Here is a 15,449-nt window from a genome sequence, read left to right on the forward strand (position 1 = left end):
TCAATTATTCTCAACAAGCTGGATAATCAACTGTCCCCGTTCAACGGTGATATTCACCGCCTGTCCGGTGGTAAACCCAGCTTTTTCCAGCCAGTTGCCTTTAAGATGCAAGCTGGGATGCTGGCTGTAATAGCGGGTCATGCCGGTGTTCCGGTCGGCGTGACATCGGCTGATATAGCCGACCTTATAGCGGCGTTGCGCTTTCGAACTGCCTGAATTTACATTACAATCGCGTTCAGCCATAGCTAACTACCTCTGATAGTGGGTTGTGGTTAGCAGCATTATCCGGGTGGCCGCCCGGTAATGCTGCGTTGATAAAAGTCGTCTCTTCTGTAGCAAATGTCTTCTACGATGTCAGTAACTGTGTCATCTTGGAACGTTTAAGTAAACTGTCCATTAATACAATCAGCGCCTGCTGATCTTCATCCGAAAGAGAATCCATCTGAGTCACGAGCGCCTGTAAACGGGGATTATGTATCTGTGGTGGTGCCATCGGTTCCAGCCCGACGAGTGCATCCAGGCTACTTTGTAATACCTGAGCGATCATGTGGGGGACCGTTGGCTGGAATGCCGGCATGGGAGCAGCGGCAAGTGCTTTGAAAGGGGATGATCCATTTTCAATTGGTACAAGTGCTGTAAGTTCAGGTGTAGGTTCTGCCCTGGGATATGGTTCAGGTAAAATTATTAGCAATGGATGGAATCAATATGGCTTATGGAAATCCGGGGGCTGGGATCCAAAATACAACCCTAAATTGCAGGGCGGAGCAATAAAAGGGGAATTTGGACTTTCGAAAGATATGAAACCTCATCCATTACCTGGTGTTGTGGGAAATATGGGGGCCGCTTTTACAACAGAAATCACAAACTCTCTGATTCAAAGTGAAATTAAAGAAGCTCAGGGAAACGTCAATAAGATTTCTGGCACTGTTGGAAATATGGAATCTACTGGCACAACAGGGGTAACAAACACTTCGATTCAAGAAGGAATTAAGCATGTCAAGGAGGAAGATAGTGAATAAAAATATTAATCAATTTGAATATTTTCTTGTTGTAACTATTTTATGTGTGGTAAGTCTGTGCCTTATGGGACTGTTTATCTACTGTACTGTTAAGTGCATTATTTGGTTATTCATTGGTGGAGATTTTCTTTTTTCGTTTGAGTATGTGAAGAAAATTTTTAAAGCAAGTGTGATTGCAGGGTTAGTAGCCGGAATAGGGACTTGGTTTATAGAATATAAGCTACGTAAATGACGTTAAGATCCCAGCCAAGTGCTGGGATCTTCCCTTTAGTGGTCAGTTGTTCTGTAAGCGTCCGGTGATCTCACCTTGCTTTATCAGATAAGTACAACATTGGGATTTAGCTAAACGGGTTACTCAGGCCAGGGCAGGGGTTCATTCAACGATTGTTCGGCTAACGAAAGGGGCACAGGTCAGCGGGGAGAGTGTGACAGCCGATGTGGGCCGCAACTTACATCTCGCCAGCGAACAGGATAAGGACAACTACGACAGCAGGCAGGAAAATGCCAGCGCCGGGGCGAGCTTCACCTATGGTTCCATGAGCGGTTCGGCCAGTGTCAATGCCAGCCGTGACAAGCTGCACAGCACGTTTGATTCGGTAAACGAGCAAACGGGCATCTTTGCCGGCAAGGGCGGCTTTGATATCAGGGTGGGGGAACACACCCAGCTTGACGGCGCCGTGATTGCCAGCACAGCAGAGAAAGATAAAAACCGGCTGGACACCGGCACACTTGGATTTAGTGATATCCAGAACAAGGCGGAGTACAAAACCGAACACCAGAGTGTCGGTTTCAGTACCTGCGGTGCGGTGGGCAGCCAGCTGGGCACCAATATGGCCTCGAACCTGCTGGCCGGCACGAATAAGAGTGGCAACCAGTCGTCGACCACGCATGCGGCGGTCAGTGACGGCACGATTGTGGTGCGGGATGCGGATAAGCAGAAACAGGATGTTTCCGACTTAAGCCGGGATACCGATAACGCCGCCAATGGCCTGAGTCCGATTTTGATAAGGAAAAAGAGCAGCAACGCCTGGCTCAGGCGCAGGCTATCGCTGAAATCGGTACCCAGATGATGGATATCTACAATACGCATGAAGCGATTAAGGCGACGAAAGCCGCGACGGAAAAACTGAAAGGCCCGCAAACACAGTTGGATCTGAAGAAGGATGCCGAAAAACAACTGAAGGCTGAAGGTCAGGCCATCGATGTGAAATCGGTGGCTGATCGGGCGTATAAGATAGCCTATGACGGTGCCATCAGAGAGCAGGGCGCCGATATCGGCAGCAGCCAGCGTCAGGCGGTGACGGCGGTTATTGGGGCGTTGCAGGGGCTGGCGGGCGGTGATATTCAATCGGCCATTGCCAGCGGCGCAGCGCCGTATCTGACCAATGGCGTGAAGGCACTGACTTATAATGGTAAAGACCACTATGATGAGTTGACGCCGGCAGAAAAAGCCACCAACCTGATGGCACATGCGATCTTAGGCGGGGTTATCGCCGAAATGAAAGGGGGTTCTGCCACTGCTGGGGCAACCGGTGCGGTGAGCGGAGAACTGGCCGCTTCTGCTATTATGAGTGCATTGTACCCAGATAAGACGTCGGGCGAGCTATCACCCGCAGAGAAAGAGACCATCAGCAACCTGTCCACACTGGCAGGCGGGATTGCCGCAGGGCTGGCCACTAACTCTACGGCAGGTGGAGTGACCGGGGCGCAGGGTGCGAGAAACGCGGTCGAGAATAACTTCCTGAGTTTTGATGAAGCGCGTGCCTTTGATAAAGAAATGACGGCTTGTAAAGCCGCAGGCAGCGATTGTCAGCCAGTCATTGACAAATATGCTGCAATACACAAGGAAAACTCCGAAAGATATCAGAAGGCTTGCCAAGAAAACTCATTGGTATGTGCAGCGGGTGAAGACAAGCTGAAAATAGATGGCGGTATCTCGGCAGCATCAAGACCTAAATGGTTGTATGGTTCGCTAGCATCAAGACCTAAATGGTTGTATGGTTCGCTGGATAATGAAGAGGTCAAAAATGCGGTGCTTTATGTCAATAGTCAGGATGTGGAATACGGTAACAAGCATACGGACAATTGGGACAGGGCAGGTGCTTTCATTGCTGAACCCGAAAATGTAAGCGGTTTGGTAGCAGGAGGACGTTCTTTATTTAATTCAAATGCATCAACAGGAGCTAAAGTAGTAGGTACTGGGCTGAGTATGGGGGCGAATGCGGCTGTTCAAGTAGGTAATGGAAATATCGGTGATAAATTTGATTATACGAGCTTATTCTTGGCTGGCTTCACTGGTTGGACAGGGACAGGTCGGTCACTGCATTCGAATGTGCAATTAAATGTCGGTAGTGCGTATTTTGGTAGCCAAGTGACGGGACAAAACTCAGAGGCGGCAATGGTTGGAGCTGCGTTTGGTACAACACTAGGATACGGGGTTGGTTCTGCAATCACAAGCAAGTTAGAAGCGAATGCAATTAAAAATTACTTTGGTATGCCAGCAAGCAAAAATGCGTTGAAATATGCAGAACAACCTGTGTATTCCAATTTTATATCCGGGGAAGTTAATTTGAGTCCGCTTCCTGGGATATTGGGTGGCTTTGCTGGTTCTTTTGAATTAGAAATGGGCGGTTCAGCTATGAGTAGTTATATCATGAATAATAAAAAGACAGATGACATAAAAATAAATGATGAAAAAATGAATGAGAAATTTATTAACCAAAATAGTAAGAAAGATTTAAACGTTAAGGAGTCTAATTAATGAAAGCATCATTATCGTCATTATTTTTTATGGTATTTATATGTGGGGTGTCATTTTCATTTATAGCAATATCGGGAGAATGGCTTTTAACTGATAAAAGTATTCATCAACTCAACTGGCTACATAATATTAAACTCGGTAGCCTAGTTGGTGGAGGAGGTGGTGCAATAATTTGGTTGGCATATCGTTTTAGATGGCTTTGACTTCAAAGATCCCAGCCCAAGCGCTGGGTCTTCCCTTTAGCCGTCAATTGTTCCCAGCGAGCCAGATAAGCGCCATTTTCCCACGGCGTGTTCCCCGTGAGTACGGGGATTGTAGTGATGTGATGGACGTCCCCTTTTTCAGCGGCAAACAGTGTCATCTTTCTTTCCGATGCACTGAATTGCGGGAGAACATCTCATGAATACGATCCTGTGCCACTTCTCACTATTGGGGTAGAACCCTTCAGGCGATGGTGGGATTTGTCATCAGGCTTGTGCCGACCCAGCATGTCAAGGCTTTCAGTCATCATCAAAAAAATGATGCCAAGGATGCACTGGCTATCTGCGAAATGGCCTGCCGACCTGACATCCATTTTGTTCCAGTCAAGACGGTAGAACAACAAGATATTAAGGCACTGCGCAATGCCCAGCAACTCATCGTAGAACAACGTACCGTATCCCCGTACTCACGGGGAACACAAAGCCAAGACACAGCCTAATCGCGAGAAAAACGGTTTATCCCCGTACTCACGGGGAACACTTCAGTATCACCAATTGCTGATAATATTTTTTCGGTTTATCCCCGTACTCACGGGGAACACCTGCTAAAGTAAATAACAAAGGTCAGAATATCCGGTTTATCCCTGTACTCACGGGGAACACAGAAGTTTGCCCTCTGTCACCAACTGCGCACCCGGTTTATCCCCGTACTCACGGGGAACACTTACTCCTGTGCATCTGTAATAACGTTAAGTGCGGTTTATCCCCGTACTCACGGGGAACACCTAGGTAAAAGTGATTTCCTTTTTTTTAAACGCGGTTTATCCCCGTACTCACGGGGAACACGCCAAAAACAGAAGCTATGGCAGCGGTTATGACGGTTTATCCCCGTACTCACGGGGAACACATGGAATCACGCGTAGAAAAACTTGAATCAGACGGTTTATCCCCGTACTCACGGGGAACACAAAATATTCCAGCGCGGTCAGAATTAGATAACCGGTTTATCCCCGTACTCACGGGGAACACTCATATGATAAGGAGACTATATGAATATTATTCGGTTTATCCCCGTACTCACGGGGAACACTGCGAACTGGTCAGCATTGCCAGACGCGATGGCGGTTTATCCCCGTACTCACGGGGAACACAAGGTGCAGGCGCTGTCCAGTAACCCTAAAAACGGTTTATCCCCGTACTCACGGGGAACGCAATATCACTGTGAGTGCAGAAAATTCAAGCATTCGCCGGTTTATCCCCGTACTCACGGGGAACACTGTTTTTAACACATAAGATTTAATTATCGCTTGGACGGTTATCCCCGTACTCACGGGGAACACAGATCCTCACGAATAGCAATTGCTTTGTAGACGCGGTTTATCCCCGTACTCCGCGGGGAGCACCAACCAGGTTTAATCCCGTCAACGCCTACCCCTCCCGGTTTATCCCCGTACTCACGGGGAACACATCCGGTTGTTGATTTCGTTAGGGATAATTTTCGGTTTATCCCTGTGCTTACGGGGAACACATTACCCCTCAACAACGGTATTGGCAGGAACGCGGTTTATCCCTGTGCTTACGGGGAACACCCTAATTTTATCTGACTGTTTTATAAAATATTTTTTTAACTTAAAAAGTTTACCATTTTTTCAGCCTATAAATCAGTAAAATTTACTTTTCCATTTTTTCTGATTTATCAGCTGCAATACAGATCACATTTTTTATTATTGTGATAGAGAACTGAATATAGAGAAGGTATTAAAGGAGCCTTTAGCGACTCCTTTGGGGGCAATTTTTTACTCTTAAATCTATCCTGAATCCGAAAAAATTGGCTCATTAACACCAATATACTCACCAGCAGATAAGCGGCAAAAATGCCAATCAGCCATTGCGGCATATCCAGCGTTAAAAATTCCCACTGTTTCATCGAACAATCCCCAAACGCCTGAAACACCGAGGGTAGCCAATCATTCAACGGTAACCAAGATGGGAATTGGACAAAAAATTCACAAGTATTAAACGGAGAAGGGTATAACTGCATCATGGTGTGATCCCATGCCAATTGTAATCCTTGCCATGCGCTATAAATCCACAGCAGGATCGCCAACCAGCGCAAAGGCGTTTTAGGTGCGATTGCACCGAGCAGCGCCGCACCTAGAATACCAAACAACGCAACACGCTCATAAATGCACATTACGCAAGGCTGTAATTGCATCACATGTTGAAAATAGAGTGCTGTCGCTTCCAAGATAAGAGCTGTCAATGCCATCAATATCCATGCGCCTCGCCCTTGGGAACTCTGATTTAAAAATTGAAACATTTTTTTCTTCCCATCTTTTCAATATAAATAACTGGTTTATTGTGCCGTTTCATCAGCTATAAAAAAATAAAATTAAAATCAACTGAGTTCTTTTTTCAAGAAAGTGATTAACAAAAAAGAGATTAACAAAAAACGGATAGTGTGCAAAATCACACCATCCGGCAGAATATAACGATAAATTTAGTCTCCAATTATAGTGGAGTGATCAAACCAAGTTTGATGAGATATTCAGTGGCTGGCACTAACCAGAATTCAACACACAACAGACCCACTAGTGTCATCACAACGGTATAAGGCAAGGCCATTATTACCATGCGACCATAAGAGAGACGGATTAATGGAGATAAGGCAGACGTTAGCAGGAACAGAAAAGCGGCTTGTCCATTAGGGGTTGCTACGGATGGTAAGTTAGTTCCTGTATTGATAGCAACGGCCAAATATTCGTATTGCTGTTGTGAAATCAGGCCACTTTTCAGGGCATTTAGCGCTTCATTAATGTAAACCGTCCCGACGAAAACGTTATCAGAAACCGTGGAGAGCAATCCGTTGAACAAGTAGAATAAGGAAAGCTGTGAAGCTGGTGAAGACTGCAAGACAAATTGAATAAATGGCGTAAACAGTTGTTGGTCAACAATGACAGCAACCACAGAGAAAAACACGGTCAACAGGGCAGTAAACGGTAAGGCTTCCTCAAATGCTTTACCTAACGCATGTTCTTCGGTAATACCACAGAATGCAGTCGCTAAAATAATGACTGATAGGCCAATCAACCCCACTTCAGCCAAATGAAAAGCCAGTGCGACAATCAGCCAGATGCCGATCAATACTTGAATAGCAAGCTGGGCTTTTTCTTGGCGGGTACGTTTTTCACTGGCTTTTTGGTCGTAATCTTCCAGAACAGAGCGAACACGCTCAGGCAATTCAGCACCGTAACCGAACAATTTAAAATGTTCAACCAGCAAACAGACCAGCAAGCCACACACAAACACAGGAATGGTGACTGGCGACATACGAATAAAGAAGGTGACAAAATCCCAATCAACATGTTTGGCAATAATCAGGTTCTGGGGTTCACCAACCATAGTCATCACGCCGCCCAGTGCAGTACCAACCCCCGCATGCATCATCAAACTGCGCAGAAATGCCCGAAACTGTTCCAGCGTCTGTTTTTTATCCTCACTGTCAATGTACTTATCATCATTCAGTTCAGAACTGCCATTGTGGGAAAGGAATCGGTGATAGATGGCGTAAAACCCGATTGAAACACTGATGACAACAGCAATTACAGTCAGAGCATCAAGGAAAGCGGATAAGAAAGCACTCGCCAGACAGAATGCCAATGCCAGCATTTTCTTGGAGCGGATACTTAGTAGCAGCTTTGTGAAAACAAACAGCAATAATTGTTTCATGAAGTAAATGCCCGCAACCATGAAAATCAGCAATAAAATGACTTCCAGATTGTTGGCAATTTCATGACCTATTTGTTTTGGCGAAGTCATTCCAATGATGACTGCTTCAATAGCGAGTAATCCTCCAGGTTGCAGAGGATAACATTTTAATGCCATTGCTAGTGTGAAGATAAACTCAACGACGAGCATCCAGCCAGCAACAAAGGGGCTGATAAAGAAGTAGACCAGTGGATTGATAATCAGAAAAACAATGATAGCTAGTTTGTACCAATCCGGCGAATTGCCGAGAAAGTTCTTCACCACTGCACGTTGGATACTGATTTCCATTATTATTAATATTCCTCTTTGTGGATATGTAGAAAAAATCTAAGTAGCGATAAATCAAAACGACCACTATAGATATAGAAACATATCGGAGCGGTATTGTACGCTCAATACGATAGCAATTTAAGGGCATTAGCGAATAATTAATCTACCAATGATCGCATTTTTTATGAACCCTTTCACTCTTTCACGGTTTATTTACCAGGTAACTATGTCGGGCAAGCACATTCTGGTATCATCAACCGCTATTATTAGCCAAGAAAACTGCTTTGGAATAATTAAAATTATGGTAATTAAGGCTCAAAGTCCTGCGAGTTTCGCGGAAGAGTATATCATTGAAAGTATTTGGAATAATCGCTTTCCACCCGGCTCCATACTGCCTGCAGAACGTGAATTATCTGAATTGATCGGTGTCACCCGTACGACCTTGCGTGAAGTATTGCAGCGCCTTGCCCGTGATGGTTGGTTGACTATTCAGCATGGTAAACCAACCAAGGTTAATAATTTCTGGGAAACATCCGGTCTTAATATTCTGGAAACTTTGGCGCGTCTTGATCATGATCGCGTTCCCCAGTTGATTGATAACTTATTAGCTGTGCGAACCAATATTGCAGCCATCTTTATCCGCACGGCATTTAGGAACAATCCTGAGAAATCATTGGAAATTCTGGCGGAAAAAGAAAACGTGGAAGATACCGCTGAAGCTTTCAGTTCTGTGGACTATGATATTTTTCGTGGTCTGGCTTTTGCGTCAGGAAACCCAATTTATGGTTTGATTATTAATGGGCTGAAAGGGTTGTATACCCGTGTTGGTCGTTATTATTTCTCCAGTCCTGAAGCACGTAATTTAGCGTTGAATTTCTACCAGCAGTTAAGTTCACTATGTCGGGAAAAAGCCTATGACAAGATCATGGGTTGTGTGCGTAACTATGGTAAAGAGAGTGGCATTATCTGGCATAGTATGCAAAGTATTATGATCAATGAATTGACAGAAAGATCAACGAATTAACAGAAACACGTCTTAAGTTGGTTAAACTCTTCGTTTTTTTGTTTGCCTCGCTATTGGTTACATTTATTTACCCCAGTTGTGTAGTTATATCATGGTCAGGTCATATAATATGCAATTATATGATGCATAATTATCTATGTTTCTGGGGCATTTCTCTAATCATCACTTAACACATGAGTGCTATTTAGAAACACGCCCAACTGTGTAATGCAATTTTTTAAATTATTATTCTACTTAATTAATGGCGGTGTTATATAAAATTCCAAAAATTTTCATTTATCTGGAGTTTTGTGAATTTTGTCATTGTGAATGCAATGTTTATTTTTTGCCATAAAAAACACTTTAATAAGTAGGAAATGAAGGGGTAAATAGTATTTTTATCTTATTTAACTTTATGATTTATTTCAATTTTTATTGAAATTCTACGCTTGTTGAAGAAATGTATTTTTTGTATTCTGTAATGTAAATGTGACTTAAATCCTAAAAGTTAATTAATTGTCTCATGGTCTATTATTCTGTATTGGCTTTTTATGTTTAGCATATTATGCTTGCGAACATCACTTGCCAGTAGGGGGTAAAATGAAGGTCCTTATTTTAGGCAGCGGTGTTATTGGCGTAACCAGCGCATGGTATCTTGCACAAGCAGGCCATGAAGTTACCGTAATTGATCGCCAGAACAGTGCCGCGGAAGAAACTAGTGCCGCTAATGCCGGTCAAATCTCACCAGGGTATGCGACCCCTTGGGGGGCTCCAGGGATCCCACTAAAAGCAATAAAGTGGGTGTTTCAACGTCACGCGCCTTTGGCTATTCGCCCTGATGGTTCCCTGTTTCAGTTACGTTGGATGTGGCAAATGCTGCGTAATTGTGATGCAAGCTATTACGCGATGAATAAAAGCAGAATGGTACGCTTGGCAGAATATAGTCGGGATTGTATTAAACAATTAAGGGCCGATACGGGGATCCAATATGAAGGGCGCCAGGGAGGAACTCTGCAATTGTTCAGGACCACCAGGCAATTTGATAATGCAGCCAACGATATCAAAGTGTTAGAGCAAGAGGGGGTTTCTTATCGGTTATTGACTGCCGAGCAATTGGCTACAGTGGAGCCAGCGCTTGCCAATGCTTCCCATAAACTGACAGGCGGGTTGCAATTACCGAATGATGAAACGGGTGATTGTCAGCTTTTTACCAAAGCTCTGGCTAAAATGGCAGAAGATATTGGTGTGCAGTTTGTATTCAACAAACGGGTTAAACAGATTTTGGTGGATGGAAATAAAGTCACGGGTATTCAATGTGATGATGGCATCATGACGGCGGATCACTATGTGGTAGCGATGGGATCTTATTCCACTGAAATATTAAAAGAGCTGGTTAAAATTCCGGTTTATCCGCTGAAAGGTTATTCATTAACAATGCCGATCATGAACGAATCAAAAGCACCTGTCTCAACTGTGCTGGATGAAACTTACAAGATTGCTATTACGCGTTTTGATAATCGTATTCGCGTTGGTGGTATGGCGGAAGTGGTTGGATTTAATTTGAATGTCCTCCAGAATCGTTGTGAAACATTAAAAATGGTTGTACAGGATCTATACCATAATGGTGGCAATATTGCGGAGGCCTCATTCTGGACGGGTTTGCGTCCTATGACCCCTGACGGTACTCCTATTGTTGGGCCAACCAAATATGCGAATCTTTATTTAAATACGGGACATGGAACACTAGGTTGGACGATGGCCTGTGGTTCAGGGAAGTTACTGGCTGATTTAATTTCAGGCAAAAAGCCCGATATTGCGGCAGATGATCTCTCTGTATTCAGATACATTGATGGCTTCAATATAAAAGTGTTTCCAATGAAGCCTCATTTACATACTGCATAAACTAATAAACTATAAGAAGGGGTCGTCATGCTACGTCCTATTTTGGCAACGATCCATCTCGATGCATTTCGCCATAATCTGTCGGTTATTCGTCAAATGGTGGGTAACAGTAAAATTTGGTCAGTAGTAAAAGCGGATGCGTATGGGCATGGGTTGGACAGAATATGGCAATCACTCATGCAGACAGATGGATTTGCACTGCTTGACATGAATGAAGCTATTTATTTAAGGGAGCAGGGATGGCAAGGGCCAATCTTGCTATTGGAGGGTTTTTTCAAGCCCGCCGATTTACAGATTATCAATAAATACCGTCTGACAACCGTAGTACATAGTCATTGGCAGCTTGATGAGATAGGAAAAGCCAAATTGGATACTCCTATTGATATCTATTTGAAACTCAATAGTGGCATGAATCGGTTGGGATTCATCCCAAAAGAGTATCCACAGATAGTTTCAATGGCGAGAAAGGTTAAAAATATTAAGTCAGTGACTTTAATGACCCATTTTGCCAATTCGGATAATGAAATTGGTATTGATGAACAATTCGCGGTTGTTGAATGTTTGCAAATGAATTCACTGCCTCATTGTCTGGCGAATTCTGGTGCTGTGTTGTGGCATCCTAAAACACATAAGGATTGGATACGGCCAGGTATTATTCTTTATGGCGCGTCCCCGAGTGGAAAGTGGTGTGATATTGCTGATATTGGGTTGAAACCAGCCATGACGTTACAAAGTGAAATTATTGCAATACATGAACTTCCCAAGGGGAAAAAAATTGGCTATGGCAGCCGCTATACAACCCAGAAACCCATGCGTGTCGGTACAGTTGCCTGTGGTTATGCGGATGGATATCCGCGGCATGCCCCAACGGGAACGCCTGTTATGGTTGATGGTGTTTGCACCCAATTATTGGGTGCAATATCAATGGACATGATGACGGTTGATTTGACTCCGTGTCCTCAAGCAAACATAGGCAGCATTGCCGAGTTGTGGGGAGAAAATCTACCCGTAGATGAAGTCGCAAACCCGGCAGGAACCATTGGTTATGAGCTTTTGTGTGCTTTAGCGAAGCGCGTTCCTGTCACTGTGGTTTAATCCTTTCTGTCGTTAAGAATTCAGGCATTTTTACCTTGGTTTTGGAATAAATGCCTGTTCTATATTCCACTTGGTTAATTATTATCTGCGAATTTACGACAGCGGATAATGACAGAAAGTCTGTCAGGGTTACCATTTTTAGGCTGCAATGGGTTATTGATACGTGCAGTTTCGATACAAGCCATATTCTTATAACCCTCTTTGCTCATATCTTTCATACTACTGGAAAGTGCAGCGCCAGGATTCCAACATACTACTTCGCTATGGTGATAGTGGTGTATTTCAATTGTTCGTTTCCATAGCGGATCTCTGAGCAGGTTAAAATCGTCTGGTTCGGTATAAATGCGGTCTGTTCTTCCGTGGAAGACTAAATCTTCATCAATATATTGCTCACTATCGGTGAGAGTATCAATAAAATGTGAACCAAGCCCACTAATTTGAATTTGATTGATGTCACTCACATTGAAGTAAGAGTGAAGGGCGCACGTGGCTTGATATTCACCGTGAGGCTCTAATTCTATTTCGCAAGTTTCCCCCAATTTAAAGCGGGCAATCAGCGTGAATTCGTGTGGCCATAACTTACGGGTATATGCGTTGTCCTGCAATGTGAATGTCAAAATAACACCATTTTCATTCTCATTATGAGCTTTGAGTTCCCAGGGTAGTATCCGTGCAAATCCATGACTGGGAGCTGCAAACGAACCAAACCAAGGCCAACAGATGGGAATACCACCACGAATAGCAGTGCCTGCGCTGAAAAGAGTGTTATCACTTACCCATAATACGGGTTTTTCGTTATTGGGTTGCCAGGTAATCAGATGTGCACCTTGAATACTGATCACGCCGCGAGCTTTAGGATGGGAAACAACAAGTAACGGAAAACCATCAATGTTTCGCTGGCTAATATAAGGGGAGAGCTGTTCTACAATCGGTAATGAGAAAATTTTATCAAGCATCTGTCATGACCTTATGTAAACTTATATTGGTAGTTGAACCAAGGGACAAGAATATCTCAATATTTTAGTTATATAAATATAAAAGCCATCTGTAAACAGATGGCTTTTGAAAGTGGATAAAAGCTCAATTATTTGGAGATATGAGCGATCAGATCCAGGACTTTATTGGAATAACCAGTTTCGTTATCATACCAGGAAACCAGTTTTACAAAGTTATCGTTCAGCGCGATACCTGCTTTTGCATCAAATACAGAGGTCAGTTTTTCGCCATTAAAATCAGTGGAAACCACGTCATCTTCAGTATAGCCCAGAATGCCTTTCAGTTCTCCTTCTGCTGCTTCTTTAATCGCGTTACAGATTTCTGCATAAGTTGCTGGTTTAGCCAGACGTGCAGTCAGGTCAACAACAGATACGTTAGGAGTAGGAACACGGAAAGACATGCCGGTCAGCTTGCCGTTCAGTTCTGGGATAACTTTGCCTACTGCTTTTGCTGCGCCAGTGGAAGATGGGATGATGTTCTGTGCTGCACCACGGCCACCGCGCCAGTCTTTTGCTGAAGGACCATCAACAGTTTTCTGGGTAGCGGTTGTTGCGTGAACTGTAGTCATCAGACCTTCAATGATACCGAATTTGTCATTAATAACTTTAGCCAGTGGGGCCAGACAGTTAGTGGTACAGGAAGCGTTGGAAACGATATCCTGGCCTGCGTAGGCATTGTGGTTGACACCCATAACGAACATTGGCGTATTGTCTTTGGATGGACCGGTCAGAACAACTTTTTTCGCGCCAGCAGCGATATGCTTACGTGCAGTTTCGTCGGTCAGGAAAATACCCGTTGCTTCTGCAACAACATCAACACTGACTTCGTTCCATTTCAGGTTAGCTGGGTCTCTTTCAGATGTCACACGGATGGTTTTGCCGTTAACAACCAATTGACCGTCTTTAACTTCAACAGTGCCGTTAAAGCGGCCGTGGGTTGAATCGTATTTCAGCATGTATGCCATGTATTCTGCATCCAACAGATCATTGATCGCAACGATTTCAATGTCTGAGCGCTCTTGAGCAGCACGGAAAACAATACGGCCGATACGACCAAAACCGTTAATACCTACTTTGATAGTCATAGTATTCCACCAGCTATTTTTTAGTGAATTAAAAGTTGTTTCTAAAGTTACCAAAATCTTGCCAGCCGTCAAGCGGAATCGTGTCAACAATTGAAAAAGATCAATTTAATAGTCACTATCTAGACGATTGTTATACAGCTGGAACAAGCTCTACGTACCCCATTATCGGGGTATAAGGAGATATTTAAAGTTACCATTGGTTAGTTATGTGAGACTTATCACAATTAGTAAAGTAAATTGCTATGTGGGATGGGTTAGAATTCATTTTGACATTTTGGTGTTAATTTTGGGTTGTTTCCGATGATATTTTATTGAAAATATTGACCTTAAAAGGTGGTCATTATGACTAAAAGTCAAAATATTTCCCTTTCTATAGAACAGCTTAGTAAAATGCAACGCTATGTTACGCAAGAAGCAGGTACTGAGCCGCCATTTTCAGGAAAATTACTCCACAACAAAAAAAATGGCATTTATTATTGCTTGTGTTGCCGCCAGCCATTATTTGTTTCTGATATGAAATTTGATTCGGGATGTGGATGGCCGAGCTTCTGCCAACCGATTCGTGATGGTTCTGTCACATATCTTGATGATTATTCTCATAATATGCATCGGATAGAGGTGCGTTGTAGCCAATGCCAGGCACATTTGGGGCATGTCTTTCCCGATGGACCAAAACCGACAGAAGAACGTTTTTGTATTAATTCAGCAGCGCTGCGTTTTGTTGATAAAGAAACAGGCGAAGAAACGGCAGGTTAATGTTACGTTTGAATACTCTGAATTTAAATGAGATCTTGTCTTTGTGCTCTAAAAAGAAACGATTCAGCTTATTTTTTAATAAAATATTATTAACTGTTCTTAAGGTCAATATATGATTAATAATCATGCAGGCTTACAGCCATACAAGTAAAATATGTAGTATATGTAGTGAAATAGAGCACATAGCTATTAAGTAAGGAAATTTCGATGAAGTTGGATGATTTACTCTCCGCCATGACTCCTGAAATTTATCAGCGATTAATTCAGGCGGTTGAACTAGGAAAATGGCAGGATGGTGTACCGCTCACACCAGAACAGAAAGAATACAGTTTACAGGCGGTGATGCTCTGGCAAGCAAAACATAATCATGATCCTGAACATATGACGATTGGCACAGACGGCCAAATTACCATAAAAAGTAAACAAGAGTTAAAGGCGATATTTCAGTCTGACATGGTCGCAAAATTAAAACCCCAGTCGGAAGATTGAAATGGCATGAATTGAGAACCTCGTCCTGTTTTTTGTTAAGGACGAGGTTCTTTTTAGTTTTATAGATTAATTTTATTAATGGTTTTGGCTGCTGTAGCAATGGGTT

At 43.4% G+C, this 15,449-nt stretch carries 15 protein-coding genes, 3 pseudogenes and 1 CRISPR repeat array; of the genes and pseudogenes, 11 read left to right on the forward strand and 7 right to left on the reverse strand.

Going from position 1 to position 15,449, the window contains the following annotated elements:
• Nucleotides 1–243 (reverse strand): SymE family type I addiction module toxin, encoded by a 243-nt coding sequence (locus tag ACSJJG_RS09360; protein ID WP_189758927.1) that lies wholly within the window; start codon nucleotides 241–243, stop codon nucleotides 1–3.
• A 103-nt stretch (nucleotides 244–346) separates the two neighbouring features.
• The gene (locus tag ACSJJG_RS09365; RefSeq protein WP_189758928.1) at nucleotides 347–577 is read right to left on the reverse strand and encodes a hypothetical protein; all 231 of its coding nucleotides are present in this window, start codon (nucleotides 575–577) and stop codon (nucleotides 347–349) included.
• On the opposite strand from ACSJJG_RS09365, the gene ACSJJG_RS09370 reads away from it, so the two are divergent.
• The 5 genes and pseudogenes from ACSJJG_RS09370 (at nucleotide 576) to ACSJJG_RS09390 (ending at nucleotide 3,983) form a co-directional block, all read left to right on the forward strand.
• Complete coding sequence (locus ACSJJG_RS09370; protein ID WP_189758929.1) at nucleotides 576–1,019, forward strand: hypothetical protein; 444 nt, start codon at nucleotides 576–578, stop codon at nucleotides 1,017–1,019. The genes ACSJJG_RS09365 and ACSJJG_RS09370 overlap by 2 nt on opposite strands.
• Complete coding sequence (locus ACSJJG_RS09375) at nucleotides 1,012–1,251, forward strand: hypothetical protein (RefSeq protein ID WP_189758930.1); 240 nt, start codon at nucleotides 1,012–1,014, stop codon at nucleotides 1,249–1,251. The genes ACSJJG_RS09370 and ACSJJG_RS09375 overlap by 8 nt, the downstream gene beginning before the upstream one ends.
• Before the next feature lie 169 nt (nucleotides 1,252–1,420).
• Nucleotides 1,421–2,149: pseudogene (locus ACSJJG_RS09380) on the forward strand (hemagglutinin repeat-containing protein); the annotation flags it as partial.
• Between the two features lie 437 nt (nucleotides 2,150–2,586).
• Nucleotides 2,587–3,780, forward strand: a complete 1,194-nt coding sequence (locus ACSJJG_RS09385) for a VENN motif pre-toxin domain-containing protein (RefSeq protein WP_455570254.1) — start codon at nucleotides 2,587–2,589, stop codon at nucleotides 3,778–3,780.
• Entirely contained in the window at nucleotides 3,780–3,983 is a 204-nt protein-coding gene (locus ACSJJG_RS09390; RefSeq protein ID WP_189758933.1) for a hypothetical protein, read from the forward strand. Before ACSJJG_RS09385 ends, ACSJJG_RS09390 begins: the two co-directional genes overlap by 1 nt.
• Before the next feature lie 2 nt (nucleotides 3,984–3,985).
• Here ACSJJG_RS09390 and ACSJJG_RS09395 read toward each other — a convergent pair whose 3' ends face one another.
• Nucleotides 3,986–4,141 carry a hypothetical protein gene (locus tag ACSJJG_RS09395; protein WP_189758934.1) on the reverse strand — a complete coding sequence of 52 codons (156 nt, stop codon included), beginning with the start codon at nucleotides 4,139–4,141 and terminating at the stop codon, nucleotides 3,986–3,988.
• A 90-nt stretch (nucleotides 4,142–4,231) separates the two neighbouring features.
• On the opposite strand from ACSJJG_RS09395, the pseudogene ACSJJG_RS09400 reads away from it, so the two are divergent.
• Nucleotides 4,232–4,375 (forward strand): annotated as a pseudogene (locus ACSJJG_RS09400) (IS110 family transposase); the annotation flags it as partial.
• A gap of 56 nt (nucleotides 4,376–4,431) precedes the next feature.
• A CRISPR array of direct repeats spans nucleotides 4,432–5,321; the repeat unit is 29 nt; unit sequence CGGTTTATCCCCGTACTCACGGGGAACAC.
• A gap of 466 nt (nucleotides 5,322–5,787) precedes the next feature.
• On the opposite strand, the pseudogene dsbB reads toward ACSJJG_RS09400, so the two are convergent.
• Nucleotides 5,788–6,300: pseudogene (gene dsbB / locus ACSJJG_RS09405) on the reverse strand (disulfide bond formation protein DsbB); the annotation flags it as partial.
• A gap of 191 nt (nucleotides 6,301–6,491) precedes the next feature.
• Nucleotides 6,492–8,036, reverse strand: coding sequence for a sodium/proton antiporter NhaB (gene nhaB / locus ACSJJG_RS09410; protein WP_481089188.1), 1,545 nt, complete (start codon nucleotides 8,034–8,036; stop codon nucleotides 6,492–6,494).
• 283 nt (nucleotides 8,037–8,319) lie between these two features.
• Here nhaB and fadR point away from each other — a divergent pair, with 283 nt between their 5' ends.
• The 3 genes from fadR to alr all read left to right on the forward strand — a co-directional run bounded on the left by fadR (nucleotide 8,320) and on the right by alr (nucleotide 12,018).
• Entirely contained in the window at nucleotides 8,320–9,042 is a 723-nt protein-coding gene (gene fadR, locus ACSJJG_RS09415; protein ID WP_481089189.1) for a fatty acid metabolism transcriptional regulator FadR, read from the forward strand.
• 579 nt (nucleotides 9,043–9,621) lie between these two features.
• Complete coding sequence (locus ACSJJG_RS09420; protein WP_481089190.1) at nucleotides 9,622–10,923, forward strand: D-amino acid dehydrogenase; 1,302 nt, start codon at nucleotides 9,622–9,624, stop codon at nucleotides 10,921–10,923.
• Nucleotides 10,924–10,950: 27 nt separating this feature from the next.
• Nucleotides 10,951–12,018 carry an alanine racemase gene (alr, locus tag ACSJJG_RS09425; RefSeq protein WP_481089191.1) on the forward strand — a complete coding sequence of 356 codons (1,068 nt, stop codon included), beginning with the start codon at nucleotides 10,951–10,953 and terminating at the stop codon, nucleotides 12,016–12,018.
• A gap of 74 nt (nucleotides 12,019–12,092) precedes the next feature.
• On the opposite strand, the gene ACSJJG_RS09430 is transcribed toward alr, so the two are convergent.
• Together ACSJJG_RS09430 and gapA are read right to left on the reverse strand one after the other, a co-directional pair.
• The gene (locus ACSJJG_RS09430; protein WP_481089192.1) at nucleotides 12,093–12,974 is read right to left on the reverse strand and encodes a D-hexose-6-phosphate mutarotase; all 882 of its coding nucleotides are present in this window, start codon (nucleotides 12,972–12,974) and stop codon (nucleotides 12,093–12,095) included.
• Nucleotides 12,975–13,102: 128 nt separating this feature from the next.
• Complete coding sequence (gapA, locus tag ACSJJG_RS09435; protein WP_481089193.1) at nucleotides 13,103–14,098, reverse strand: glyceraldehyde-3-phosphate dehydrogenase; 996 nt, start codon at nucleotides 14,096–14,098, stop codon at nucleotides 13,103–13,105.
• A gap of 342 nt (nucleotides 14,099–14,440) precedes the next feature.
• On the opposite strand from gapA, the gene msrB reads away from it, so the two are divergent.
• Nucleotides 14,441–14,854: a peptide-methionine (R)-S-oxide reductase MsrB gene (gene msrB / locus ACSJJG_RS09440; protein ID WP_481089194.1), complete on the forward strand. Its 414-nt coding sequence runs from the start codon at nucleotides 14,441–14,443 to the stop codon at nucleotides 14,852–14,854.
• Nucleotides 14,855–15,061: 207 nt separating this feature from the next.
• Entirely contained in the window at nucleotides 15,062–15,343 is a 282-nt protein-coding gene (locus ACSJJG_RS09445; protein WP_047769800.1) for a YeaC family protein, read from the forward strand.
• Nucleotides 15,344–15,449: the final 106 nt, after the last annotated feature.

This window comes from Xenorhabdus sp. SGI 60 (assembly GCF_056632175.1).

Bases quoted from the DNA above. Each gene is read 5' to 3' on its own strand.
- msrB (WP_481089194.1), top strand. From the start codon at position 14,441: ATGACTAAAAGTCAAAATATTTCCCTTTCTATAGAACAGCTTAGTAAA.
- ACSJJG_RS09420 (WP_481089190.1), top strand. From the start codon at position 9,622: ATGAAGGTCCTTATTTTAGGCAGCGGTGTTATTGGCGTAACCAGCGCA.
- nhaB (WP_481089188.1), bottom strand. From the start codon at position 8,036: ATGGAAATCAGTATCCAACGTGCAGTGGTGAAGAACTTTCTCGGCAAT.
- ACSJJG_RS09390 (WP_189758933.1), top strand. From the start codon at position 3,780: ATGAAAGCATCATTATCGTCATTATTTTTTATGGTATTTATATGTGGG.
- ACSJJG_RS09370 (WP_189758929.1), top strand. From the start codon at position 576: ATGGGAGCAGCGGCAAGTGCTTTGAAAGGGGATGATCCATTTTCAATT.
- ACSJJG_RS09365 (WP_189758928.1), bottom strand. From the start codon at position 577: ATGCCGGCATTCCAGCCAACGGTCCCCCACATGATCGCTCAGGTATTA.
- fadR (WP_481089189.1), top strand. From the start codon at position 8,320: ATGGTAATTAAGGCTCAAAGTCCTGCGAGTTTCGCGGAAGAGTATATC.
- ACSJJG_RS09430 (WP_481089192.1), bottom strand. From the start codon at position 12,974: ATGCTTGATAAAATTTTCTCATTACCGATTGTAGAACAGCTCTCCCCT.
- ACSJJG_RS09385 (WP_455570254.1), top strand. From the start codon at position 2,587: ATGAGTGCATTGTACCCAGATAAGACGTCGGGCGAGCTATCACCCGCA.
- ACSJJG_RS09360 (WP_189758927.1), bottom strand. From the start codon at position 243: ATGGCTGAACGCGATTGTAATGTAAATTCAGGCAGTTCGAAAGCGCAA.
- ACSJJG_RS09445 (WP_047769800.1), top strand. From the start codon at position 15,062: ATGAAGTTGGATGATTTACTCTCCGCCATGACTCCTGAAATTTATCAG.
- alr (WP_481089191.1), top strand. From the start codon at position 10,951: ATGCTACGTCCTATTTTGGCAACGATCCATCTCGATGCATTTCGCCAT.
- ACSJJG_RS09395 (WP_189758934.1), bottom strand. From the start codon at position 4,141: ATGACACTGTTTGCCGCTGAAAAAGGGGACGTCCATCACATCACTACA.
- gapA (WP_481089193.1), bottom strand. From the start codon at position 14,098: ATGACTATCAAAGTAGGTATTAACGGTTTTGGTCGTATCGGCCGTATT.